This is a genomic window from Bradyrhizobium sp. TM102 (genome assembly GCF_009176685.1).
GTDB lineage: Bacteria > Pseudomonadota > Alphaproteobacteria > Rhizobiales > Xanthobacteraceae > Bradyrhizobium > Bradyrhizobium ottawaense.
In genome coordinates, this window is record NZ_AP021855.1 from 4,206,547 (window position 1) to 4,230,878 (window position 24,332).

Below are 24,332 nucleotides of genomic sequence, written 5' to 3' on the forward strand. Positions count from 1 at the left end.
TGCCCAGTGGTTGCTCACTGGCAGCGTGCTGCCCAATCGGTCGACTGCGCCAGCAAGATCGGCGAGAGCCAGATCGGGCTCTCTTCGTCGTAGTTCAGGCTTTCCCACGATGCGCGGCAGGCTTTGCGGAACGCGACGCAAACGGACCGCGTCTTGTAGAGCTCGTCATAGAACTCCCTTGCGAACTGAGGCGCGCGTTCGTCCTCGACATTCCAGCGGAAGCCCAAGGCGTAGGGGATCCCGTTCATCACCAGTTGCTGAACGCAGCCCTTCGAGATGCCACGGCAGGCCGAGAGGTAGACCAGAGTCGTCGTTGAAAGCCCGTCGGATGCCGCCACCCTGTCGAGCTTCAGGCCGACCGCTTGCTGCGGTTGCAGTCCGGGAAGGACGAGGGTCGCGGTCTGCTGGCCATCGCTCCAGGCGTGACCGGCGTAGTGGAGAATGGTCGGCCGGAATGCGTCGAGCTGCTTCAGCAGATAGGGGGCGGCCTCGCCCGGAGGGGCGTCCGACAAGTTGACGATCTTCAAATCGAAACAGCCCGCGGCACCCAGCTGTTTCACATGCTCCAGTTCGGTATCGATGTTGCCAAGCTTGTCGAATTTCTTGCCATCGCAGATCGCACTGTCGAGCTTCAGATCGGGATGTTCACCGATCTGAGAACGAACGAACATCAGTTTTGCGCCCTGTTTGATCCGCGCTCGTTCGCTGGCCCTTCCGCGGACAAAGGACGGGATGCGCCGGACAATCGGCGCGTATAGAAGCACGAATGGCCCATTTTCCTCCGAGAGATAACGTACACTCGCCTCGAAGGGCACCGGATAAAAGCCTGCGTCGCTGATGACGAACCGGAACGACAGTCCCACCAATCCGCCCGCGGACTTCTCGATCTGCGAGAACAGATGTTCGCCGATCGCTTTGACAACGAAGCTCTTGAACAAGCGTGTTCCGATGTCCCGCGTTTGGCCGAGCCAGTTGTTCAGCGGCATCTCATCGCGCGCATAGGTCTGGGCGGCAGATTTGAGGTCATCGAGATCGCTGATGGTGTTCCAGCGAAGCATAGGAGAGCCGTCTTCACCCGTTCCGAGCCGGCATTCGACCTTGGCGCTATGGATTTCGATCTCGATCACGCGGAACGCGCCCGGAATCGCATTCGTCTCGTCGGGATGCCCGGTGAGAATCGCAATGAACGGGCGCAAGATCCGATGCCGGTGCAGCTGCAGCGCGTCCATCGGCAGGATTAGGGCGTTGCCTGCTGCTCTGCACTCTTCCTCCAGGTCCGCGCAGGTTCCGAACGAAGGCGCGATGACCAGCACGGAGGTGTGGGGGTCCTGGGCCAGGACGACGGTGTTGAGCACGTGCTTCGCGCCGAGTGTCGTACGTGTGTCGTAAACGGCGCTGGGATCAGTCGGCAACCGGGCGTCGAGCACGAGCAATTCAGTCTCATTCGCGATGAGCCACTCGCTGGTCTGGTCCGGGGTCATCAAAGGCTTGTCGTACAAGTCCTCCAGGGCCACTCCTGCCGCGAGCAGATGTCCCCGTAGCGTTTCGAACATGTTTGGTTCGGCGGTGGCTATGGCAATCTTTGCTGTCATACCGGTGCCTCCTGCACGCACAATGGCAGGTTGAACTCGAATCCCGCGCCGTCCAGCTCGATCAGATCGCCGTCGTGCTGCTCGGCAGCCTTGCGAATAGCCTCGACCGCGACGCTGGCCATCTGCCGTGCCCGGTGCTGGCTCTGCTCGATCGGGTCCGTCGCCGACGGTGTCAGAGCGTCGGCAATTGTCGCGGGTAAGCGCATGGACACCGAGAGACGATGCGGCGGCCGTTCCGCGATCGTCACGGTCAACCTGTCGTTCGGCGTGATGCGCAACAACAGGAGGGAGCTGAGCGCAGAGCGAAACGCAAAGCTCAACCTCTTCGTCCATCCCTTGACAAGCACCGGACGACGCATCGCAATCTCGTCGACGACGTGGATTGCGTCACGATCCTCGACGGGAAGGCCTTCGACCTCGTGATAGAGCACTTCCAATACGTCGAATTGCTCGGGGGCTTCCTGCGGCGTCTGCTGAACGGTCAGACGATCGGACAGACGTTCGAAAGTCAGGTCGGCCCTCAGCAGGTGGTTGGCGGCCTGCTCGAGCAGCTCGGCGCAATTTCTCATGAGCTCTGGTTTGCTCAGGAGCGATGCGGCGCCGCGCAGCAGGCCATCGGCCATCAACAGTGGGGCGCGGGTCTCGCGTGCGACGGCGGTGACGGTCTCTTCCAGATAACCCCAGTCGCTCTCCCGGCTTTGGTCGGCAAGGCTGGTGAACAGCCAGAGTTGATGACCATAGTCGTCATTCAACGGCTCGCGATTTGCGAGAGTCGTCAGCTCGGTGCGCGGTGCGTCGCCGATCGTCAGGTGGATGTGAAGGCGGTGCTGGATCCCGCATTCCGACAGTTGCATGGAATCTTCGTTCCGGGCGCCAAATGACGAGAGCTTCTTGTCACGCGCCCGGCCGAAGATGTTCTCCGCTGCACCATTCATGTGGCAGATCGTGCCGACGGCGTCCACGATGACGGCCGCCTGCTCGATTCTATCCATGAGCGCGTGCTCGATCGCTTCGTGCCAGCGAGCCGCAAAGATCTGTTCGCAGTCAGCGGCGAGGCCACTTGCCGCGTCCTGATCAGGCCCACGGAACGCGTTGAGCTCCGATGACTCCATGTCCAGAATCAGTTCGATCTTGCCATTCACGAACAGGGGAACTGTCATGGCGGATCGCTGATCGGGTGCGGTTTTGATGAAGCCGTAGTTCCGCTCGGTGTCGCTGATGTCAGGAACAACCAGAATGCTCCGCTCGGCCAGGCAGCTGCCGAGCATGCCGCTGGACAGCTCCTGGGTATATTCGGCCTTGCGGTCAGCTGCTTTCACGAGCAGGTTCCGGTCGTTCTTGACGTGCTCGGCGACCAGCACGAACTTGCTGCGGCGGCGATCGACCCGGAACACGCCGACATACTCCCAGCCCAGGCATTTCGTGGTGCCTGTGGCGAGCAGTTCAGCGATGGCGCGTGCGCTCGCTGCCTTGTTCAAATCGTCCTTGAGTTTGCGCAAGGCGCGTGCCTGGGCATGTTCCATGGCGGCGTCTGCGGCCTGCAATATCTCCTCGACGCCGAGATTTTGCAGCGTGCGCAGATCCGAGGCGGAGTATTTGTGCTTGCGGGACAGCAGAGCCAGTGAGCTTCCAAACCGGCCTCCGGCTTTGCGGATCGGCAATACGAGCATCGACTCGAATTCGTCGGCGATGATGGCCTTGCTCACCGGGTTGTCCATTTCCTCCGGATTGAGGCGCTCGACGAACGCGGCCAAATTGTTGTCCCACGTCTTGCCCTGCTCGAGCCAATCGATCACGCCGGGCGGCACCTTGAACCAACGCGTGCTCCACTCCCAGCCAGGTCTTGGAAAGACAGTGACCGCTCGCCAGTAATCGCTGAGATCGTTGTAGACCCCGAACGTGCTCATTTCGAATGGGATGACTTTGCCGATGACCTGAAGCGTTGCCTCGATGATCTTCTGCGGATCAGCGTGCTCGGCCAAAATCGTCTTGAGCTCGCGACGGGCGCGATCTTCGGCAAGAGGGGCGAACAGCACCAATAACCCGGCCGAGCTGTTCGGTGCTTCCATGTAGGGCGTTCCGCTGACCCTTGCCAGGACAGAACGACCGTCTTTTGGGCGGAGCCTGACGAAACTCGAGAAGCCCGTCTCCTTGGTGATCCATTCGGCGAACGGATTCGTCGTTCCCTCGTCCTCGGGTCCGAATACGAGGGAGAGCGACATCTCCTTGAGCTCTGATTCCGAGAAGCCCAGAACCTGCACCGCGCGCTCGTTTGCGAACCGGATCTTGCCTGTGAGGTCGGTGCGGAGCACGCCATCCTGCAAGGCATCGAGGCGGCTCTGTTCAGCGCTCTGGTCGAGAAGAAGTGCGTAATTGCCCGGCTTTCCGTCTTCGTCGCGCAGCGGGCCGATCTCGACTCTGACCTGACGAACCGCTTCGTCGGTCTGGATGTCAGCGCGCAAACTCGTGTTGTGATTTGCCCGGAGGGCCATGCACACATCGGCTGCACGGGATCCGAACAACCCGGAGAAAGCAGCGCCGCGCCTGCCGGGAATGAGCTTGTCGAATGCCGCGTTCGAATAGACGATGCGGCCGTCGTTCGCCAGTTCGACGAAGGGAAGCTCGCTGTAATGTGCGGCTTCATCGAGCGCGTCATACCGATCCGACAATACGCTCAGCATGGCATTTTGCGATTGCAGGATCTTGCCCACGGTCTGAGCGTCGAAACCGAACTCCGAAACGAGCATCCGCATTTGCTCGTCGACCAGAGGCTGCAGCGCGGTCGTCAAGCTTGTCTGCCGACTACGGAGCGCGCCGATCACATGGCGTCGTATGCTTTCCTCCGACATCAACAAGCCGGGGCCCCAGTCACCTGAGACTAGCGATGGCGTCGCACGGAGTTCCTCCATAACAACCTCGCTCGCTTACGCAACTATCGGCGCCGAAAGAAGATCGGCAAATGGTTCTTTTCGGTCTACTCAATCTCGGCGAAACGGCGCCGACTGCGCGGTAATCAGGTCGCAAATAGTCTGGCTATCAATCCAGACTAGAAGCAACGATGGCGGGCAGAGTATGAAATGGTTCACAGTGGGGGCATTTGAATCGAGCGGTCGTACGCACGAGGTCCCGGCGGGGATAGCGACGACTATCCCGGCAGTCGGATCATCGATTGCAGGTTGTGGAGCGAAAAAGCGTCAGCCTGGCTGCGCCATGTTGGCTCACGTGCTATCAGCCGCTCAATTCACGCGCGTCCAGGTCTGGCCGCCGCAGAACATGCCGCCGAAGGCGCAGCCCTGCACGCGCAGGCGGTCGGTGCCCTTCATCGCGATCGTCGAATCGTAGGTCGAGCCGGAGTTCGGATCGAGGATGCGGCCGGACCATTTCTGGTCCTTGCTGGGCTTCATGTTGATCAGAACCTGCTCGCCATTCTGGTTCGATTTGCCGTCGACTGAATAACCACACAGATTGGTGCCGCATTGCTCGATGCGGACCTTGCCTTCCTTCTCCTCGGTGAGCCAGACGCCGAGCGGTGAATTGAGATCGCGCGTAGGCGCGGTCGCAGGAACTGGTGGAGCGACGGCGGCGGCCTGAACGGGGGCAGGGGCCGGTGCGGGCGGTGGAGGCGGGGCCGCAGCCGGAGGTGCGGCAGCCACGGTCGGGGCCGGCGGCGGCGCGGCGGGCGCTGCCTGCTGCTCGACCGGCGCAGGGGCCGGAGGAGAGGGCGCGGGCGGCGGCGACACGGCGGTCTCGGCCGGCGCATTGCTGGCGGTCGCGGCCGGAGGCAGAGCAGGCGGCGGGGGTGCTACGGCGGCGGGGGCAGGCGAAGGCGCCTGCGCAGCCGCTGGCGGCGGGGCGACCGGCGCAGGAGCGGGAACTGGCGCAGCCGGCGTTTGCGGCTCGACGGTGGCTTGCTGCGGCGGCTGCTGGCCCGGGGTGGTCTCGTTCTTCTTGGCCTTCTTCGCCTTGCCCTGGCCGGTGTTGTCGTACACGCCCGGAATCTGCACGGTGCCGCGGTCCGGGTCGATGCGGATGGTGCGCCCGCCATATTCGAAGGTGTACTGCGCCTGCGCAGCGGTGCTCGCCAAAAGGAATGCGGCCGTGGCCAACAGCTTCCTCATTTCCATCTCCTGAAAAGGTGGTCCCCGCACCGACGCTTACGCGCCGGCTCGATCGTAAAAAGTGATCTAGATCACTGTCACGGTATGAGTCGTCGTCCTGCGGTTCCGGGTTCAATAGGCCAACAGCCGGTCCAAAGTTTGGCGGGGGCAAGCGACAGGAGGACGCGGCTGGAGCCCATTCAGTTCCGACGCAATCGGGACGGGGCTCTCGTTGCGCGAACCGGTACCCACTTCGTCCGAAAACGCTCTAATCGAACCAGGCGGCGTAGATTTTCCTGTAGCTGCCGTCTTCCATGGAAATGTGCAGCCATTGGTCGACGAAGGCCTTCAACGCCATGTCGCGCTGGAGCCAATAGGCCTTCTCGGAGAAGTCGAACGGCTTTTCGGGATGCACCGCGCAGAGCACGCCGGCGTGCTGCTTCTGCTGGTAGCGCGTCTCGGAGGCGTCCGTCATCATCAGATCGGCGTTGCCCTTGGCGATCTCGTCGAAGATCACGGTATTGTCGGAGAAAACGCTGATCTCGGCGTCCTTGATGTTGGCACGCGCAAAGCGCTCGTTGGTGCCGCCGGGATTGACGATCACGCGGGTGCCCTTCTTGTCGATATCAGGAAGCGTCTGGTACTTGCCGACGTCGGCGCAGCGCGTGATCGGCGTCTTGCCCTCGCGCATGATCGGCGTCGAGAAGAATCCCTTTTTCTGACGATCGAACGTGACCGAGACGCCGCCCATGGCGACGTCGAACTGGTCGGCCTCGAAATCCTTCATCAGCTTCGGCCAGGCCGTCGGCACGAACTCGACCTTGACTCCGAGCGCCTTGCCCAGTGACTCCGCCATGTCGACATCGAAGCCGCTGAACTGCTGCGTCGCCTTGTCCAGATAGGTGAAAGGCTTGTAGTCGCCGGTCATGCCGACGCGCAAGGTGCCGCGCTTGACGATCTCGTCGAGGCGCGAGGGCGCCTGCTGCGCGTGAGCCGAAAGGTTTGCCAGCAACGCCACGGCCGCAGCCACCACGATTCGAACAGCCATCCGAACGATCATCTCTTTTCCACCCCTGCGCGAGCTGTCATTGTGCCGCCCTTGAGGGGTGGATTTAGACCAGATGCCGGTCGCTGGCGAGATGGAATTGAAGGGAATCTGGACGTGACGATCTCGATGTACGAGGCCTCTGTCGGCCTCTTCGTCCCGCATTTGCGCAACCTGTCGGGGCTGCTCGACAAGGGTGTGGCGTATGCGGAGACCCGCAAGTTCAATCCGGCCGTTCTGCTCGGTATGCGGCTGGCCCCGAACATGTACGATCTGGCGCAGCAGGTCGGCGAGGCCTGCCGGCATGCGGTGGTCGCCCCGGCCTTGCTGGCGGAGCTCGAGCCGGTGGCGCTGCCGGCGCTGGAGCACAACATGGCCGGGCTTCAGGCGCGGATCGCAACCTCGATCGAGTTCATCGAAAGCCTGCCGCGCGCGGAGATCGATGCGGCGGCGGAACGGAATGTCTTCTTCAGGCTGAAGAACGGGACCGAGCTGCCCTTCACCGGGCGCGCGCTGCTGCTGACGTTCAGTGTCCCGCAGTTCTTCTTTCACGTCACGACGGCCTACGACCTGCTGCGGCACGCAGGCGTCGAGCTCGTGAAGAAGGATTATCTGGGAAGGAAGTAGTTGCCGAGGCTCGGCGTACACCTCTCCCTTCGGGAAAGGTGTACCGAGACCTCCGGCCGGAGCGCTAGGCTTCGCCCTTGCGCTCGTAATCGGCGAGCGAGCTGCGGCCGGCGATCTCGCTGCGCAGCTGCTCGAAGCGCCTGTTCGCCTCGTCCTGCTGGACGTCGACGAAATGTACCGCGGCCTCGCTGGTCATGGGGCCGCTGACCACGGGCGTGGACTGTTCGCCGATGGTCTCGTGGACGTAATACTGGCCGTCATCGCCGCGATGGACCGTCCATTTCAGGCGGATCGCCACCATGGGCCCGGGCCCGACCTTGCTGTAGCCGTCGGCATCGGTGTGCTCCGGCACCAGCGGCTGTTCCTCGACGACCGGATGCTCGTCGAGAGCCGGCTGTTCGTCGATGACTGCCTGCTCGTCGGAAGCCACATGCTCACGCTCGCCGGCGACCACGATTTCGGTCTCGGTGTGGCGGACGACGAGGACGGGCTCGGGGTGCTCCAGGATGCTGGCGATGGTCGCCAGCGCGTGGTCGGTCGGGTCGATCTCTGACAAGGTCCATCCTCCAGCTCGACGCGGCCGGCCAGTCTGTCCCACTGCCGCCGCGGCCGGGAACATTAGGCGCGTTTGATTAAGGCTGAGTTGGGGCTCGATCTGCACCAAAATGGGACGCATTCTGGCCTTCCGAAGGCGGGTAGATTAATCCGCCCGCCTTCGGCTTGTTCAGCCCAGCACGTCCTGATTGATGATGTTCTGCCTGATGGGATCGCCGTCCAGCACGCTCAGGATATTGCGCGCGGTCTGCTCGCTCATCCGGCTCACCGCCTCCACCGTGACGCCGGCGACGTGCGGGGCGATGATGACGTTGGGCAGCGCGAACAGCGCGTTGCTGACCGGCGGCGGCTCCACCTCGAACACGTCGATGCCGGCGCCGGCGAGCTTGCCGGAGACCAGGGCGTCGTACAGCGCGGCTTCCTTTACGATGCCGCCGCGCGCGGTGTTGATGAGATAGGATTTCGGCTTCATCCGGCGGATCCGCGCCGCATCGAACAGGCCGACCGTTTCCGGCGTCTTTGGGCAGTGGATGGTGACGAAATCGGCGTGAGGCAGCGCGGCGTCGAGGTCGGCGACAGGCTCGCAGCCGGCGGCCTTGATCTCGGCGGCTGGCTTGTAGGGATCGTAGACCTGCACGGTCATTTCCATCGCCAGGCACCGCTTGGCGGTACGGCTGCCGATGCGGCCGAAGCCGATGATCAGCGCGGTCTTGCCGTAGAGATCGAACGGCAGCATGCCGAGCCGGTCGGCCCATTTGCCGTCCTTGACGCAGGCGTGCAACTCGTTCGCGCGCTTGGCCAGCGTCAGCATCATGAACAGCGCCTGCTCGGCGACCGAGGGCGAGTTGGCGCTGCCCGCGACCATCAGCGGCACCTTGCGGCGGGAGAGGGCGGGCACGTCGACGGCGTCGTAGCCGACGCCGATGCGGGTCACGACCTTCATGTCCTTGGACGCCTCGAGCTCGGTCTCGCCGAAGGCGGTGGCGCCGAGCGCCACGCCATGGACCGGCGCATGGCTCTTCAGCAAGGCCTCGAAGTCCTTTGCCGAGATTAGGTTCGCAAACTCGACGAGTTCGATATCGTCCCGCTGGGTGAGGAGGGCGCGTGCCCCTTGCGACAAAGTTTGTGTAATGAAAATCTTCTTCTTGTTGGTCGCCATCGTCCCCTGCCTGCGCGAGTTTCTTGGACCGGCGTCACAACACGACGCCGGTCGCCTCGTTTAGCAGGTGCATGTTATTGAGGTCCATCGCCAAACGCATGGGTGCCCCGTCCTTGGCGCCGGCGTTGGGATCTACGCGGCCGCAGATCGGCGTGCCATCGAGCCCGAAATAGACCAGGGTCTCCATTCCCATCGGCTCGGTGACGTCGAGCACGGTGTCGAAGCTCTCGACGCCCGGCCCCAGATGCGCATGCGACTCAGTGAGATGCTCGGGCCGCAGGCCGAGCAGCAGCTTGTCGGTGCGCGGCAGCGCGTTGTAGCGCGCCGCGCGGGCCGGCGGCAGCGCGAACGCGATGCGGTCGGTGAGCCGGATCTGTAGCGTGCCGCCGGCGTCCTCGAGCCGGCACGGGATGAAGTTCATGGCGGGCGAGCCGATGAAGCCGGCGACGAAGCGCGTGGCCGGCTTGTGGTAGAGCTCGTTCGGGGTGCCGATCTGCTCGATCTTGCCCTTGTTCATCACCACCACACGGTCGGCCAAGGTCATCGCCTCGACCTGGTCGTGGGTGACGTACACAGTCGTGGTGCGGACCTTCTGGTGCACCTTCTTGATCTCGATCCGCATCTGCACGCGCAGCTTGGCGTCGAGATTGGACAGCGGCTCGTCGAACAGGAAGACCTTCGGGTTGCGCACGATGGCCCGGCCCATCGCGACGCGCTGGCGCTGGCCGCCCGAGAGCTGCTTCGGCTTGCGGTCGATCAGGTCGGTGATGTCGAGCAGGCGGGCGGCTTCCGTCACCCGCGCCTTGATCTCGGCCTTGGGATAGTGCTTCAGGCGCAGCCCGAACGACATGTTCTCGGCGACCGTCATGTGCGGATAGAGCGCGTAGTTCTGGAACACCATCGCGATGTCGCGGTCTTTCGGCGGCACGTCGTTGACGACGTCGCCGTCGATCATGATGTCGCCGTCGCTGATGTCCTCGAGCCCCGCGATCATGCGCAGCGTCGTCGACTTGCCGCAGCCGGAGGGGCCGACCAGGACGATGAACTCATGGTCGGCGATATCGAGATCGATGCCGCGCACGGCTTCGACGTCGTCGTAACGCTTAACTACCTTCCGCAATGCAACGTCAGCCATCAGACATCAACCCTTTGTCGCGCCGGCGGTCAGGCCGGCAATGTAGTAGTCCATCAGGAAGGCGTAGATGACCAGCGGCGGCGCAGCGCCGAGCAGCGCGCCGGTCATGATCTGTCCCCAGTTGAAGACGTCGCCCTTGATCAGCGTGGTGGTGATGCCGACCGGCAGCACCAACTGATCCACCGATGTCGTGAACACCAGGGGATAGAGGAACTGCGCCCAGGACACCGTGAAGGCGAAGATGGTGGCGGCGATCAGGCCGGGCAGCGCGACGGGAATGAAGATCCGCGTCAGCGTCTGGAGCCAGGAGGCGCCATCGATGAGGGCCGCCTCATCCAGCTCCTTCGGGATCGAGGCGAAATAGCCGATCATGATCCAGGTGCAGAATGGCACTGTCAGCGTCGGATAGATGAACACCAGCACGTACCATCGGTTAAGCAGCGTGATGCCGGTCAGGTCCTGGACCATCCCGAGCACCTTGAACAGGGGGATGAACAGAAGGCTGTCCGGAATCAAATAGGTGAGGAAGACGCCGGTGGCCAGCGTCGCCGAGCCCCAGAACTTCATCCGGGCCAGCGCGAAGGCCGCGGGGATGCTGATCATCATGGTTACGATCACCACGATGATCGAAATGATCGACGAATTCCAGAAGAAGCGCAGAAATTGGTTCGAGCTCAACAGCTCGACATAGTTCGATAGCGTCGGATGAAACACCCACCAGGGGTTGGTTGCCGCCGAGATCTCCGCGCTGCTCTTGAGTGAGGTGATCAGCATGTAGACCGGCGGCGTCAGGAAGAAGATGGCGAACAGCACCAGGAAGAAATAGGACCAGCGAAGCGCCCAGATGCGGTCGCGGCTCATGCTGCCGTATTTGACCTTGCGGGACGGTCCGGCCTTGTCGATTGCGAGCGTGCTCATCAGGCTTCGTTTCCGCGTTTGTTGACATCGCGCAGGATGAAGATCGCAGCGACCGCCAGGATCGGCACCATGAACAGGGAGACGCAGGCGCCGAGCGGAATGTCGCTGCTCTGGATGCCGACCTGGAACGCCCAAGTGGCGAACAGATGCGTCGTATCCAGCGGGCCGCCCGACGTCAGGATGCGCACGATGTCGAAATTGGCGAAGGTGACGATCAGCGAGAACAAGGTGGTGATGGCGATGATGTTGCGCATCATCGGCAAAGTGATGTGCCAGATCTTCTGCCACCAATTGGCGCCGTCGATCTCCGCGGCCTCGTACAGCTGGTCGGGCACGGATTTCAGCGCGGCCAGATACATGATCAGGAAGAACGGCGCACCGTACCAAACGTTGACGAGGATGACGGAGAAGCGCGCCCAGAAAGTGTCGCCGAGCCAGGGGATCGGACCGACGCCGAAGAAGGACAGCGTGTAGTTGAAGGCGCTGTAGGAGGGGTCGAACAGCCACAGCCAGGCCAGCGTGCTCATCGCCGGCGGAATCACCCAGGGCACCAGCAGCATGCCGCGCCATTTGCGTTGCTTCTTGCCCGGAATGTTGTGGACGAAATGCGCGACGATGAAACCGATCAGCGCCTTGAAGACCACCGCGGTGATGGCGAAGATGCAGGACTGCCGCACCACCATCCAGAACGTCTCGCGCTTGAACAGGAAGGTGAAGTTGCTGAGGCCGACGAACTTCGTCATCGCCTTGTTCAGGGTCGCGAGGTAAACCGAGTAGAAGGCGGGATAGAGCACGAGCAGGACGATCAGAAGGATCAGCGGCAGCGTCAGGAAGAACGCCACCGTCGATTTTCGCCCGAGCGCGTTGCGCAGGCTTGATCCCTTCCGCGCGCCCCTTGCACGGGCGACGCGACCTTGCTCGACGACGACATCGGCCATCTCAGCTTCCTTGAATCAGCTCTATCTACTTCTTTGTCCACCTCGAAGCCGGCCATTGGGGTCGGCTTCCCGGCCATGCGAATCCGATGACGGGATGCAGGCGGCTCACGCAGATGGCGTGAACCGCCCGCACACCCCGGCTAGCTCCGCATGAAGCCTTCGCACTCGCCCTCGGCCCAGGCGAGGGCCTGATCCATGGTCTCACCGCGCGCAAAACGCAGCGCCATCTTGGTCAGCGTCGCCTGGAAATAGATCTGCTGGGCGATCTTGGGCGGTGCTGGGGACGCCGCGATCGACAGCGTCTGATGCTTGTAGGGGTCGGGATAGTGAAACAGCGTTCCCTGCGGCGGTCCTTCCTCGGCCCAGGTCTTGAGCTTGGTCATGTTGGCGTAGGCCGGCAGGTCGTAGCCGCCGCTCACCGCGACGAACTTCTCGATCGACGACGGCGAGGACATGTGAACGAGCAGGCTCTTGGCCGCCTCCTTGTTCTTGCCAAAACTCCAGACACCCCAGAAATAGGGCAGGTACGGTGCAAACCGGCCCTTCGGACCGGACGGGAAGCCGTGCGTCCAGCACTGCTCGGCCACCTGCGGCGCATCGCGCTTGGCGACGGCCCAGGCGCTCGGCGGATTGAGGATCATCGCGCCGCGGCCGGAGATCAGCCATTTGTTGTTTGACGCGTCGTCCCAGGACGGCGCATCCGGCGGCAGGAACGCGATCAGCTTCTTGTAGAACTCCATGGCCTGGCGAACGGCATCGGTCTTCACCGTGATGTCGCCCTTGGCGTTGACGAGCTCGGCGCCGAACGACTGGAAGATCGCGCCGGCGGTGTCCACGCTGTCGGTGGTCTCGCCGAGACCGATGCCGAACGGAACGCCGGCCTTGTGGCAAGCCTCGGCTGCCTTCAGGAAGGTCTCCATGGTCCAGTTCTCGACCTTGGGTGGGCCGCCGGCCGGGTACATCTCCTGCACGTCGATGCCGGCATGCTTCTTCATCAGGTCGATGCGGGAGCAGGGACCCTTGATCTGGCTGCCGGGTGTCGCGGGCACTGCGAGCCATTTGCCGCCCGACTGACCGAGATATTTGACGGTGCCGTTCACCTCACCGTTCTGCTTGAGGAGCGGCTCCATGACGTCGTTGAGCGGCTCGAGATTCTCCGAATAGGCCTGCGGCCACCAGCTCGGCATCTGGAGGATGTCGTGACCGGACTTGGCCTGGGCTTCGGCCGCGGCGGTCAGCTCGATCTTCTTGTTGTTGCTGGTGATGTAGTCGATGGAGACTTCGACCTTCTCCTTCGCGGCCCATTCATTGACGAGATCGGTGGAGGCCTTGTTGGCGCCCGGCACCCAATGGTCCCAGAAGCCGATCGAGAGTTTGCCGGCGGCGTAAGCGCCCCGGACATAGGGCGCTGTGATCAGCGCCGCGGAGGACATTGCAGTGGCAGCCACAAATTGACGTCGCGTCAGTGTCTTGCGTGACATCTCGTTTCCTCGCCTGGGTGTTTGTTGTTGGAGTTTCCTCTAAGACTTCTTTTCCGAGCTCTTGTTGGATTTTCTTATTGATGCCATCGGCCCGAGTGAACAATTCACGCAGGCCGCAGCAAATTGGTAGCGCGATCAGATCATGATTGACCGCGTCTGTCGAGAAAGCCGAACGTCTCGCGCCTAGAACTAACGTTGCGTCCCCGAACGCGGCAGCGCTGTGCCGGTCGTGAGCTGCGATCGCTTGTTTTGCGACGCACACTTCGCGTGAACCGGCCCCGAACGATCCGTGCGCAATTACGCCGCAGTTTCGAATAAGCCTGCATAACCGCTTCGCGCGAAAGACTTTTCGGACGTGGACAGCATTCGGCTGCGTCTGGACCGCGAAGCGGCGGAAACGATAGAGTTGCAGCTGGCGGGTGACTCCGCCCTAACAGGCCAGTCAGATCGACGATGGAGACGAGAATGATCAACCCGGCGCCGTCTGCGCGGCTTCACATGCGGCGATGGCTTGCTCTGGGGGCCGTGCTTACGCTGCTGCTCGGTGCGGCCGCAATGGCCCAAGCTCAAGGCTTGGTCAAAGGCGTTCAGGACGGCGCGGCGGCCGGAAACAAGGCGGCAGGTCCCGTCGGTGGCGTGCTCGGCGGTGCAATCGGCGGTGTGGTCGGCGTTTTCACCGGCGTGCTCGGCGTCGGCAACAACAATGGCAATCAGGCCCCGGCCGCCAAGGATGCAGGCAAGGACGCCAAGCAACAGGGCGCGGCCAAGGACAAGGATGCAAAGGACAAGGATGCAAAGGGCGCCAAGGCAGGCAAGGGCGCCAAGGCGAGCAAGGAGGCCAAGAACGCACCGCAGGGCAAGGACAATAAGGATGTCACCGTCCTCACTCAGACCGGCGCGCCGCAGCAGACCGCCGAGCAGATCGTCGCCAACAGCGATTCCTATATCGAGCGGATCAAGACTCAGCTGAACCTCACGGCTGATCAGGAGAAGCACTGGTACGGCTTCTCGAGCGCAATGCACTACCTTGGGCATAATGGTGCAGAGCGGCTCAACTTGCGGGTTGCGCGCGCCAAGCGGGATCCGCCCGACGACATTATCGAGCAGATGCGCAACGAGGCGCAGTTCCTGATCGACCGCGCCGCCGACCAGCGCAATGTCGCCGACGCCGCCGAGCCGCTGTTTTCGAGCCTCGATGACAAGCAGAAGCAGGTCTTCATTCAGGAGATGGTGCGGCTGAGCCACGAGCGAGGATTGGATTGATCAAGTTGAATCGGATCGGGCGCGTGTGAATTAACGGCGCCCGCCACGAATTCGTGAATCTTCTCCGCAATTGAGTTATGATTAGTTTGGCAAGCTGACTGCGGGGTTGATATGGCGGACGGACTCTCCGTTTTCCTGGTCGAAGACGAGGCGTTGATCCGGATGATGATCGCCGACATGGTGGTGGAACTCGGCCACCACGTCGTCGCGGAAGCGGACAATGTCCGGGACGCAAGCGCGTTCGCCATGACCGCGCAATACGATATGGCCATCCTCGACATCAATCTGATGGGCGTTTACGTCGATCCCGTCGCCGACCTGATCGAACGTCGCGGAAAGCCGTTCATGTTCGCCACGGGATACGGTCCCGAACTGCTGCCGTCCTTGCTCCGGCGCAGGCCGATCCTGCGCAAGCCGATCGCAATGGATCAGCTCAAGGCGATGATCGATTCCATGTTTCCGGGAGCCCCGGTCAAAGCGCCGCACTGAGTGACGGCAAGGCGCCGCACTGGTGACGGCGAAGACGCCGCACTGAGATAGCCCAACGAAAATGGCCGCCCGTCGGGGCGGCCATCTGGCGACGGAATTTGTCGCGGTCTCACATCAGGCCGGCGCCGAGGTCGATGCCGTACGTCATCAGGCCGAACGAGGCGACCAGGCCCGTGCAGCAGAACAGCAAGATGGTCTTGAAGGACGAATCGGCGAAACGCGTTTCGACGACGGCCGGCATCGCGGCGATCGAAATCATGCTCACATTGCCCCCTTGTTTGACCCTGAATTGCATCAGGTGAGGGAACCCTAGAGCAAAAAGTTTGACGTCAGATTGCGGGGCGTCCTTAACGGAATCCCAATAGGATGCCGCGTTCTCCGGCGTCGCGGGCCGGATTGCAAGTCTCAGTTGCGGCCGTTCTTCAGCACCCTGGCAATGGTGTGGGCCGTCATGGCCGCGCGGTCCGAAGCGCGCTGGGCGGCCAGCCGGTCTCGCGCCTTTTCCTCGATCAGCAAGTCGATCAGGGCCAGCCGCTTGTCTTCGTCATCCGCCTCGCTCAGCAGGCGATGATAGCGGTGGTAGTCGAAACCCAAATCCTGCTTACGCATGTCACGCCCCCGCAACTACGCCACACACAAACACACGGCAGGATTGTTTCTCATCCGGAACACGCAGGCAAGCACGTTCCTGCGTGGAACCGCGTGTGCGCTGCAATCAGCTGTGTATTAATGGAACCATGAGCAGGGAGGACGACCGACTTCAGTTTGGATTGGAGTCGGCGAACATCTTCAGGCCGACGAAGCTCGCGTCTGGCTTGGTCACGAGCTTGGTCGGGATGTTGCGCAGATAGTCCTGGAAGCGCCCCTTGGCTTCGAAGCGCGCCCGGAACGCCGAAGCGAGAAGGAACTCGGGGAAGCGCGGCACGATTCCGCCGGCGACATAGACGCCGCCGCGGGCACCGAACGTCACCGCGAGATTGCCGGCGACCGACCCAAGGATGGCGCAAAACATCTCCAGCGTCGCGCGGCTGACGGGACAGGTGCCTTCCAGCGCGGCCTTGGTGATGGCGGCAGCGTCGCGGTGCGGCACCTGGGCGCCGTCAACCTCAGCCAAGGCTTCGTAGAGGTTTTGCAGCCCGGAACCCGAGAGCGCGCCACGCTCGATGGAGACGTGGCCAAGGCGTCGGCGCAAGCACGCAATCACACGTTCCTCGCGTTCGTTCTCCGCCGGCAGGGTCGCATGTCCTGCCTCGGTGACGACGGCGAGGCGCGCGCCATGGCGTTCGACCAGACAGGAGACGCCAAAGCCGGTTCCGGGGCCGACCACCAGCAACGGCTCGCCGGGCAGGCCATCCTGTCCGCCGAGCGAAATCAGATCGGCAGGCCGCAAGGCGGGCAGGGACCAGGCCACCACCTCGAAATCGTTGAGCACATGGACGCTGTCGAAGCCGAGAGCCGGCTGCAGCTCGTTGCCGTCGATGACCCAGGGACTGTTGGTCATGACGCAGCGGTTGTTGGTGACGGGACCTGCCACGGCCAGCACGGCTCTTTGCGGCTGCTCGCCGCCGGACCGGCGCGCCAGCACGTCCGCGATGGCTTCCCGAACGGTCGGGAAGTCGGCGACCTTCACATAATCGATCGGTCCGGTCTGGTCGCCGTTGCCGAGGTCGCCGTGGCCCAATTCGCTCCGGATCAGCGCGAAGCGCGCATTGGTGCCGCCGATATCGGCGAGAAGTATCTGTCCTGTCTTGCCGATATTCATGACTCCGTGGCTGCCGCCGCCTTGCGGCACGACAACCCTGTCCTCCAGTCCTTCGACCCGATCCGCGCAGTCGCGGACAGTGCGAGAATCCGCCCTTGGGTGCGCCTAGTCAACACGGACGAGGCCAAACCGTTGCATCATGGGGGTTTCCCCATGACCAATTCGCGCGGGGCTTCGCACGGCGTGGGCGGTTGCGAAGCGGCGCGGGAAGGCCGACACTCAGCGGACTTGTCCGGCGCCGGCGCGCCGGGCACATCGAATGAGCCCGGCGATGAAGATTTCCGACCGCGACGTGTTGCTGGTGATCGACGTGCAGAACGATTTCTGCTCCGGCGGGGCGCTTGCCGTTCCCGGCGGCGAGAAGGTCGTCCCTGCCATCAACCGAATCGCCCAAAAATTCGCCAATGTGGTGCTGACCCAGGACTGGCATCCGCGCGACCACGTCTCGTTCGCGCCGAACCATGCGGGCAAGCAGCCGTTCCAGACCATCGAGCTCGACTACGGCACCCAGGTGCTCTGGCCGGCGCACTGCGTGCAGGGTACCTCGGGTGCGGAGTTCCATCGCGATCTCGACGTGGTCGGGGCGAGCCTCGTGGTGCGCAAGGGCTTTCGCCGTGGCATCGATTCCTATTCTGCGCTGTTCGAGAACGACAAGCGGACGCCGACGGGACTGCTTGGATATTTGCGCGAACGCGAGCTGAAGACCGTGTTCGTCGCCGGCCTCGCGCTTGATTTCTGCGTCCGCTTCTCGGCGGAGGATGCCCGCAAGGCAGGGTTCGAGGTCGCCGTCATCGAGGACGCCTGCCGCGGCATCGATCTCGACGGCTCCGTCGCCGCGGCCCATCGGAGTTTTCGCGACCTCGGCATCTCCATCGTGAGCCTCGAGGCGTTCCTGTGACGATGGTGAGATAGCCATGGTGAATCAGGCCGGCAAACAGAGCGGCGCGCAGGGGCCCGTCCCGGACGACCCGCTGCTGTGGCCGTTGGCAGCGGCGCGCCTCGCCATGGACAGCTGCTTCTGGTGGCTGGAGCGCGGTCCGGCGGAGCAGGGCGACAGCACTTTGTCCTGGACGACCCCGAGCACCGTGGCGCTGGAGCTCGCGACCATGCGCCTGCGCGATTGCTCGCAGGCGCGGTCCGGCCAGCCGGCGCTGGTCTGCGCGCCCTATGCGCTGCATCGGGCCCTGATCGCCGATTTCGCCCCCGGCCACAGTGTGGTGCAGTCGCTGCAGACCGGCGGCATCGACCGGGTCTATCTCACCGACTGGCGGTCGGCGACGCCGGATATGCGCTATCTCTCGATCGACAGCTATCTCGGCGATCTCAATGTCGCCATCGACGAGATCGGCGCGCCGGTCGATCTGGTCGGCTTGTGCCAGGGCGGCTGGCTGTCGCTGCTTTATGCGGCGCGCTTTCCGGCCAAGGTGCGGCGGCTGGTGCTGGTCGGCGCTCCCGTGGATCTGTCGATTGAATCCTCGTTGTGCCGGCTCACCCGCAACGCGCCCGAGATGGTCTACGACCAGCTCGTCGCACGCGGCGGCGGCAATGTCCGCGGCGAGGAGATGCTGCGCTTCTGGTCCAAGGCGCCGAACCGCGACGACATCGTAACGGCGTTGCAGAGAGACCTCTCGGACGAGGAGGGCGCGGCGCTGCTCGCGCGGTTCGACCGCTGGAACGCCGAGACGCTCGATCTGCCGGGCAAATACTATCTGGAGATCGTCAACCGGATTTTCAGGGAGAACCAGATCGCTAGCAGCAGTTTCGTCGCTCTTGGTCGCACGGTCGATCCGACGGACGTCAAGGCGCCGGTCTTCCTGCTGGCCGGACTCGACGACGAGGTCGTGCCGGCTGCGCAGGCGCTCGCCACCGCCGGTCTCCTCGGCACGCCGCCGGCCTTCATTGCGGCGGCTTCCGAGCCGAGCAATCATCTCGGCCTGTTCATGGGCGCGCGCACCCACGCGCACGCCTGGCCGCGGATCGCCGCGTGGCTGCGCGACGATCTGTCCGGCGTGCTGGCCCGCAGCGCCTGAGCTCGCCAAGGTACCGGGCAGACCAAGGCGCTGGGCAGATGGCGCTGGGCAGACCGCGGCGCAAATCCGTTATGCATGACGGCGGATGGCCTGCACGGGACCGGGTCGATGGGCTACATAGGGTCTGGAGCTGACGGCTTCGGCAGCGAAGAGATTAAGGGTACTGCGCTCGATGACTTTCCACTCGATCTACGCCCACGGATTTGCGCGCGTGGCGGCCTGTGTCACCACGTCCCATGTCGCCGATCCCTCGGCCAACGCAAAGGCCGTGCTGGCGGCGGCCGATGCCTGCCATGAGCAGTCGGTGGCGGTCGCGGTGTTTCCCGAGCTGTGCCTGTCCGGCTATGCGATCGAAGACCTGGTCAAGCAGGATCCGCTGCTCGATGCGGTCGAGCGCGGCCTCGTAGGCCTCGTTGAGGCCTCAGCGGGACTGATGACGGTCCTGATCGTCGGAGCGCCGCTGCGCTTTGGTCATCGCATCTACAATTGTGCCGTCGTCATTCACCGCGGCAACATCCTCGGCGTGGTGCCGAAGACGTACCTGCCGACCTACCGCGAATTCTACGAAGGGCGGCATTTCGCCTCCGGCGCCGGCATGGTCGGAGAGACGATCGCGTTCGGCGGGCTGCATGCGCCGTTCGGCGTTGACCTCTTGTTTGCGGCCGAGGACGTTCCGGGCCTCACCATCGGCGTCGAGATCTGCGAGGACATGTGGATTCCAGTGACGCCGGCCTCGGAGCTGGCGCTTGCGGGCGCGAGCGTGCTGATCAATCTCTCGGGCAGCCCGATCACGATCGGCCGGGCGCGCTCGCGTGCGCTGCTGTGCCAATCGACATCGGCGCGCTGCCTCGCGGCGTACGTCTATTCGGCGGCTGGGGCCGGGGAATCGACCACGGATCTTTCCTGGGACGGCCAGACCTCGATCTACGAGAACGGCGTGCTGCTGGCCGAGGGCGAGCGGTTCCGCCAGGGCGGCCAGATCACGCTGGCTGACGTCGATCTCGATCTGCTCAGGCAGGAGCGTGCCTCGATGGGGACGTTCGATGACAACCGCCGGCAGCGCGAGGCGTTTTTCCGCAAGGTGACATTCGCGCTGAAGCCGCCGGCCGCCGACATCGGCTTCCTGCGCAAGGTCGAGCGCTTTCCGTTCGTGCCGAGCGACGAAAGCCTGCTCGAGCAGGATTGCTACGAGGCCTACAACATCCAGGTCGCCGGCCTCGTGCAGCGCATGCGCGCGACCGGCACCAAGCGCGTCGTGATCGGCGTGTCGGGCGGGCTTGATTCCACCCATGCACTGATCGTCGCCGCCAAGGCAGTCGACCTGCTCGGCCTGCCGCGCGAAAACATCCTGGCCTACACCATGCCGGGCTTTGCCACCGGCAGTGAAAGCAAGACCCATGCAATGGCGCTGATGCAGGCGTTGCAGACGAGCTGGCAGGAGCTCGATATCCGCACCACCGCGACGCAGATGCTGAAGGATATCGGCCATCCCTTCGGCAATGGCCAGAAGGTCTACGATGTCACCTTCGAGAACGTGCAGGCCGGCCTGCGTACGGATTACCTGTTCCGGCTCGCCAACCATCACGGCGGCATCGTCATCGGAACCGGCGATCTCTCCGAGCTCGCGCTCGGCTGGTGCACCTATGGCGTCGGCGACCAGATGGCACATTACAACGTCAATGCCGGCGTGCCGAAGACGCTGATCCAGCATCTGATCCGCTGGGTGATCTCATCGAAGCAGTTCGGCGACGACGTCAACCGGACGCTTGGCTCGATCCTGGCCGCCGAGATCTCGCCTGAGCTGGTGCCGGTTGAGCCCGGCCAGAAGCCGCAGAGCACCGAAGCATCCGTCGGCCCTTACGAGCTGCAGGATTTCAACCTATTCTACACCCTGCGGTTCGGCATGCGTCCGTCCAAGATCGCCTTCATGGCGCAGCACGCGTGGAAGGATGTCGCCAAGGGCGAATGGCCGCCGGCGTTCCCGAGCGACCGGCGCAAGGCCTATGATCTCAAGGACATCCGCCGCTGGCTCGAGGTGTTCCTGCGCCGCTTCTTCGCCTTCAGCCAGTTCAAGCGCTCGGCGATGCCGAACGGCCCGAAGGTCTCGGCGGGCGGCTCGCTGTCGCCCCGCGGCGATTGGCGTGCGCCCTCGGATTCGAGCGCGGCGGCATGGCTCGAGGATCTCGAGCGGAACGTGCCGAACTGATCGGGGAGGCGGATCGTTGGGGAGATGATCTGATGTTGGCAGGGGATGGAGCGGAAGCGGAGGAGGCCAGGGTCGTCAACGGCCTCTACATCTTCGACATCGAGATGCGCGACGGCAAGCGCGGGCAGGCGAGAGGCGTCGTCGTGCTGTGCGACGGACGCATCATGGGCGGCGACAGCTATTTCTACTACACCGGCACCTACACCTTCCGGAACGGCAAGTGGCGGGGCGACATGATCGTCAATCAGCATACCGAAGCGGTCGGCAGGACGCTTGCGTTCGGCGGCAGGGAGGTCACCTGCGGCTTCTCGGGCGACTATTCCGCAGGCGGTGCCGAGGTCGAAGGCATGGCACTGGTCGGCAAGACCAGCGTGACATTCACGGCCCGCCTCACATTGAAGAAGGACGCGATTTAAATCCGCGTGATCGGCCCTCGTTCCTGCTCAGGAACCTTCGCACCCACAGAGCGTTCGCGTCTGTTGTTGCGAATTGTCGAGGAGAGGGACCATGCGTCAACATTTGATGTTATCGACTGCGGCCGTCGGGCTCATGCTCGCGTCCGGCATCGCCTACGCCCAGGCGCCCGGTGAGCGCAGAGACGAGCCAAAACGGACCGAGGAACCGGCGAAAGGCGCCGCGCCCCGCGGTGGTGCAGCTCAAGAACGCGTCCAAGATCGCGCCCAGGGCGCACAAGAGAAGGTGCAGGGAGCCGGCCGCGAGGAGAAAGGCGGCGGCCGCCGTGCGGAGGAAGAGAAGGGACGACAAGGCACCGCCGCCGAACGCGGCCAGCCCAATGCGAAAGAGCAGGCCCAGGAGTCTCGCGAGCCATCGCGAGATCGCAACCGAGAAGCCGACACGGCGAAACAAGGTCGCGAGACCGGCAAGAGCAGCGCCGAGACGAAGCAGGATAAGTCTGCGCCGCAGAAATCAACCGCCGAGTCCGAGAAATCCAAGACCGGCCCCGCTGGCCAGCAGAACGAGCGCACGGGAGCTGCGGCCAACCAGAAAGAGCAGAACCAGCCTCCGCGCAATGCCGCCGAGCAACAGCCGGCGCAACAGAACAACCGGCCGGCCACCGCGACGGACACGAACCGCGCAGCTCCGACCACCAATGCGCAAACCGCACCTTCCGGTACGCAGACCAATCAAGCCAATCAGACCACCCAGACCAACACGCAGGTTGGTCAGCAGACCAGCGTGACCACCGAGAAGCAGGTGCGGATGTCTGAAACGGTGAGCCGCGCGCGATTGGCGCAGCCGGAGCGCAACCTGAACATCTCGATCCGGATCGGCGAGACGATCCCACCGCGCGTGCGTCTCTACCGGCTGCCGCCGGAGATCGTCACGATCGAGCCCCAATATCGGGATTACGAGTATTTCGCGACCGACGATGACGTCGTCATCGTTGAGCCGCGGACGCATCGCATCGTCAGCCAGGTGCCGCGCGATCCGTCGCGAGCCCGCGCGCAGATGGGCGGCGCGGCCTCGTCGAACGTGGCAGCCGCCGGCAGCGCGACGAACAATAGCGTGAATTGTCAGATCATGCGGCGTGATGCGTCGGGCAATGTCGCCCAGGCAGAGCCGTCAACGGTCGGCTCGACCGCGCGCACGGATTCGCTGAGCGTGACGGTTCAGATGCCGGATGGCAGCTCGTCCGCACCGGTCGCCCTTGGGGCGGCCGCCGGCAATATCGTGGTCGCGACGCAAGGGCAGGGCGACTGCTCGGTGACGATCGAGCCGCAAACGCGCTGATCGAAAGACGACGCTGAAACGACAACGCGCCGCCCGGATGCCCCAACCGGACGGCGCGTTGCTGCGTTCAATCTGAAAGTTTCGAGGTCCGGAGTGCCTAGGAGTCCGGACCTCGTCACCTTGCCCCAGCCTTCAATCCCCCGCCCCATGTGGTCCCCCAACCCCATGTAGCGCGATCAGAGGGTGATGCCCGTGGAAGTGGCCGCCGATCGATGCACGCGATGTACGTGACATCGCGATAGGATTCCATTCCGGATCACTACGGACATAGATACCGCTTGCCATGTGCCCGTTCTGCATCGGTGGTCTGATCGCTGTTGCCTGGTCCGCGGCACGCGATCGGCAGGATGTCCACATCTCCTCGGCGCCGCGCAACTCGAATTCACGGGCCTGTCATTGAACTGGTCTAGCGCTGCTCCCGTCATCGCTGACGGCGAAGGAGCAAGCCATGTCGAAGCCGGTGCTGGGCGCCGCATTGTCCATCAAATCGATCCCTGCACATCGCGACTGGCTCCTCGACCGGCAGCGCGATCTCGAAATCCAGGATTTCTTCCGCGCCGATCTTCTCGACAGCGACTGGCGGAGCACGGCCGGCGAGATCAAGCAGATGCTGGTAGGCCATACCGGCCGGCTCGGCATTCACGGCCCGTTCTGGGGCTTCAAGATCGACAGCCACGATCCCATGATCCGCCAGGCCGTGACCAAGCGCCTGCTTCAGGGCCTCGACGCCGCCGAGTTCCTCGGCGCGACGCAGATGGTGATCCATTCGCCGTTCACGACCTGGGACCACAACAATCTCGATCTCTATCCTGACAATCGCGGCAATCTGGTCGAACGTGTCAAGGCGACGCTCGCCGAGGTGATCGCGCGCGCCGAGACCATCGGCTGCGAGATCGTCATCGAGAACATCGAGGACAAGGATCCGCGCGGCCGGGTGCGCCTCGCCAGGGCGCTGGAAAGCGCCAAGGTCCGCGTCTCGCTCGACACCGGGCACGCCAACTACGCCCACATCTCCACCGGCGCGCCGCCGGTCGACTATTATGTCGAGACCGCTGGCGACATGCTGACCCATGTGCATCTGCAGGACACCGACGGCTTTGCCGACCGGCACTGGGCACCGGGCGAAGGCAACATCCCCTGGGTCGCCGTGTTCCGTGCCCTTGGACGGCTGAATTCCAACCCGCGGCTGATCCTCGAACTCCGCAACCACGACGACGTCCGCGCCGGCGCAGCCTATCTGGCCGCGCTCGGTCTCGCCGAATAACCGCATCATCTGGGGCTAC

Annotated in this window: 22 protein-coding genes; 9 read left to right on the plus strand and 13 right to left on the minus strand. The window is 63.6% G+C overall.

Features of this window, described 5'->3' with window-relative positions; genetic code table 11:
* Positions 1-14 precede the first annotated feature (14 nt).
* The 4 genes from GDN70_RS20175 to GDN70_RS20190 all read right to left on the minus strand — a co-directional run bounded on the left by GDN70_RS20175 (position 15) and on the right by GDN70_RS20190 (position 6,737).
* A complete protein-coding gene (locus tag GDN70_RS20175) occupies positions 15-1,592 on the minus strand; it encodes a CHAT domain-containing protein (protein ID WP_038951089.1) in 1,578 nt (525 codons plus the stop codon).
* Entirely contained in the window at positions 1,589-4,381 is a 2,793-nt protein-coding gene (locus GDN70_RS20180; protein ID WP_161966446.1) for a PAS domain-containing protein, read from the minus strand. Before GDN70_RS20180 ends, GDN70_RS20175 begins: the two co-directional genes overlap by 4 nt.
* 447 nt (positions 4,382-4,828) lie before the next feature.
* Complete coding sequence (locus GDN70_RS20185) at positions 4,829-5,710, minus strand: DUF2147 domain-containing protein (protein WP_152102928.1); 882 nt, start codon at positions 5,708-5,710, stop codon at positions 4,829-4,831.
* 247 nt (positions 5,711-5,957) lie between these two features.
* Complete coding sequence (locus tag GDN70_RS20190) at positions 5,958-6,737, minus strand: transporter substrate-binding domain-containing protein (RefSeq protein ID WP_028144584.1); 780 nt, start codon at positions 6,735-6,737, stop codon at positions 5,958-5,960.
* A gap of 126 nt (positions 6,738-6,863) precedes the next feature.
* On the opposite strand from GDN70_RS20190, the gene GDN70_RS20195 reads away from it, so the two are divergent.
* A complete protein-coding gene (locus GDN70_RS20195; RefSeq protein WP_173015954.1) occupies positions 6,864-7,361 on the plus strand; it encodes a DUF1993 family protein in 498 nt (165 codons plus the stop codon).
* A 64-nt stretch (positions 7,362-7,425) separates the two neighbouring features.
* Here GDN70_RS20195 and GDN70_RS35025 read toward each other — a convergent pair whose 3' ends face one another.
* From GDN70_RS35025 to GDN70_RS20225, 6 genes are all read right to left on the minus strand, one after another.
* Positions 7,426-7,917: a hypothetical protein gene (locus tag GDN70_RS35025; RefSeq protein ID WP_028144586.1), complete on the minus strand. Its 492-nt coding sequence runs from the start codon at positions 7,915-7,917 to the stop codon at positions 7,426-7,428.
* A 168-nt stretch (positions 7,918-8,085) separates the two neighbouring features.
* The gene (locus tag GDN70_RS20205; protein ID WP_152102930.1) at positions 8,086-9,075 is read right to left on the minus strand and encodes a hydroxyacid dehydrogenase; all 990 of its coding nucleotides are present in this window, start codon (positions 9,073-9,075) and stop codon (positions 8,086-8,088) included.
* A gap of 34 nt (positions 9,076-9,109) precedes the next feature.
* On the minus strand, positions 9,110-10,210 hold the full coding sequence (locus GDN70_RS20210) for an ABC transporter ATP-binding protein (protein WP_028144588.1): 1,101 nt from the start codon (positions 10,208-10,210) through the stop codon (positions 9,110-9,112).
* A 6-nt stretch (positions 10,211-10,216) separates the two neighbouring features.
* The gene (locus GDN70_RS20215) at positions 10,217-11,128 is read right to left on the minus strand and encodes a carbohydrate ABC transporter permease (RefSeq protein WP_028144589.1); all 912 of its coding nucleotides are present in this window, start codon (positions 11,126-11,128) and stop codon (positions 10,217-10,219) included.
* Positions 11,128-12,066 carry a carbohydrate ABC transporter permease gene (locus GDN70_RS20220; RefSeq protein ID WP_028144590.1) on the minus strand — a complete coding sequence of 313 codons (939 nt, stop codon included), beginning with the start codon at positions 12,064-12,066 and terminating at the stop codon, positions 11,128-11,130. The genes GDN70_RS20215 and GDN70_RS20220 overlap by 1 nt, the downstream gene beginning before the upstream one ends.
* A gap of 140 nt (positions 12,067-12,206) precedes the next feature.
* Entirely contained in the window at positions 12,207-13,547 is a 1,341-nt protein-coding gene (locus tag GDN70_RS20225; protein WP_038970348.1) for an ABC transporter substrate-binding protein, read from the minus strand.
* Positions 13,548-14,012: 465 nt separating this feature from the next.
* Between GDN70_RS20225 and GDN70_RS20230 the strand changes: the two genes are divergently transcribed.
* Positions 14,013-14,810: a Spy/CpxP family protein refolding chaperone gene (locus GDN70_RS20230; protein ID WP_038970347.1), complete on the plus strand. Its 798-nt coding sequence runs from the start codon at positions 14,013-14,015 to the stop codon at positions 14,808-14,810.
* A 111-nt stretch (positions 14,811-14,921) separates the two neighbouring features.
* Complete coding sequence (locus GDN70_RS20235; protein ID WP_028144593.1) at positions 14,922-15,299, plus strand: response regulator; 378 nt, start codon at positions 14,922-14,924, stop codon at positions 15,297-15,299.
* 109 nt (positions 15,300-15,408) lie between these two features.
* Here the strand turns inward: GDN70_RS20235 and GDN70_RS35030 are convergent, their stop codons facing one another.
* From GDN70_RS35030 to glk, 3 genes are all read right to left on the minus strand, one after another.
* Positions 15,409-15,564, minus strand: a complete 156-nt coding sequence (locus GDN70_RS35030) for a hypothetical protein (RefSeq protein WP_162832271.1) — start codon at positions 15,562-15,564, stop codon at positions 15,409-15,411.
* Positions 15,565-15,704: 140 nt separating this feature from the next.
* Entirely contained in the window at positions 15,705-15,908 is a 204-nt protein-coding gene (locus GDN70_RS20240; protein ID WP_028136378.1) for a hypothetical protein, read from the minus strand.
* A gap of 151 nt (positions 15,909-16,059) precedes the next feature.
* Entirely contained in the window at positions 16,060-17,061 is a 1,002-nt protein-coding gene (gene glk / locus GDN70_RS20245) for a glucokinase (RefSeq protein ID WP_152102931.1), read from the minus strand.
* Between the two features lie 259 nt (positions 17,062-17,320).
* On the opposite strand from glk, the gene pncA reads away from it, so the two are divergent.
* From pncA to GDN70_RS20275, 6 genes are all read left to right on the plus strand, one after another.
* Positions 17,321-17,959: a bifunctional nicotinamidase/pyrazinamidase gene (pncA, locus tag GDN70_RS20250; protein WP_038951100.1), complete on the plus strand. Its 639-nt coding sequence runs from the start codon at positions 17,321-17,323 to the stop codon at positions 17,957-17,959.
* Between the two features lie 16 nt (positions 17,960-17,975).
* Positions 17,976-19,091, plus strand: a complete 1,116-nt coding sequence (locus GDN70_RS20255) for an alpha/beta fold hydrolase (protein WP_038970344.1) — start codon at positions 17,976-17,978, stop codon at positions 19,089-19,091.
* 172 nt (positions 19,092-19,263) lie between these two features.
* Positions 19,264-21,297 (plus strand): NAD(+) synthase, encoded by a 2,034-nt coding sequence (locus tag GDN70_RS20260; protein ID WP_152102932.1) that lies wholly within the window; start codon positions 19,264-19,266, stop codon positions 21,295-21,297.
* Between the two features lie 32 nt (positions 21,298-21,329).
* Entirely contained in the window at positions 21,330-21,713 is a 384-nt protein-coding gene (locus GDN70_RS20265) for a GrlR family regulatory protein (RefSeq protein ID WP_173015838.1), read from the plus strand.
* Positions 21,714-21,804: 91 nt separating this feature from the next.
* A complete protein-coding gene (locus GDN70_RS20270; RefSeq protein WP_152102934.1) occupies positions 21,805-23,049 on the plus strand; it encodes a DUF1236 domain-containing protein in 1,245 nt (414 codons plus the stop codon).
* 448 nt (positions 23,050-23,497) lie between these two features.
* Positions 23,498-24,313 carry a sugar phosphate isomerase/epimerase gene (locus tag GDN70_RS20275; RefSeq protein ID WP_152102935.1) on the plus strand — a complete coding sequence of 272 codons (816 nt, stop codon included), beginning with the start codon at positions 23,498-23,500 and terminating at the stop codon, positions 24,311-24,313.
* Positions 24,314-24,332 lie beyond the last annotated feature (19 nt).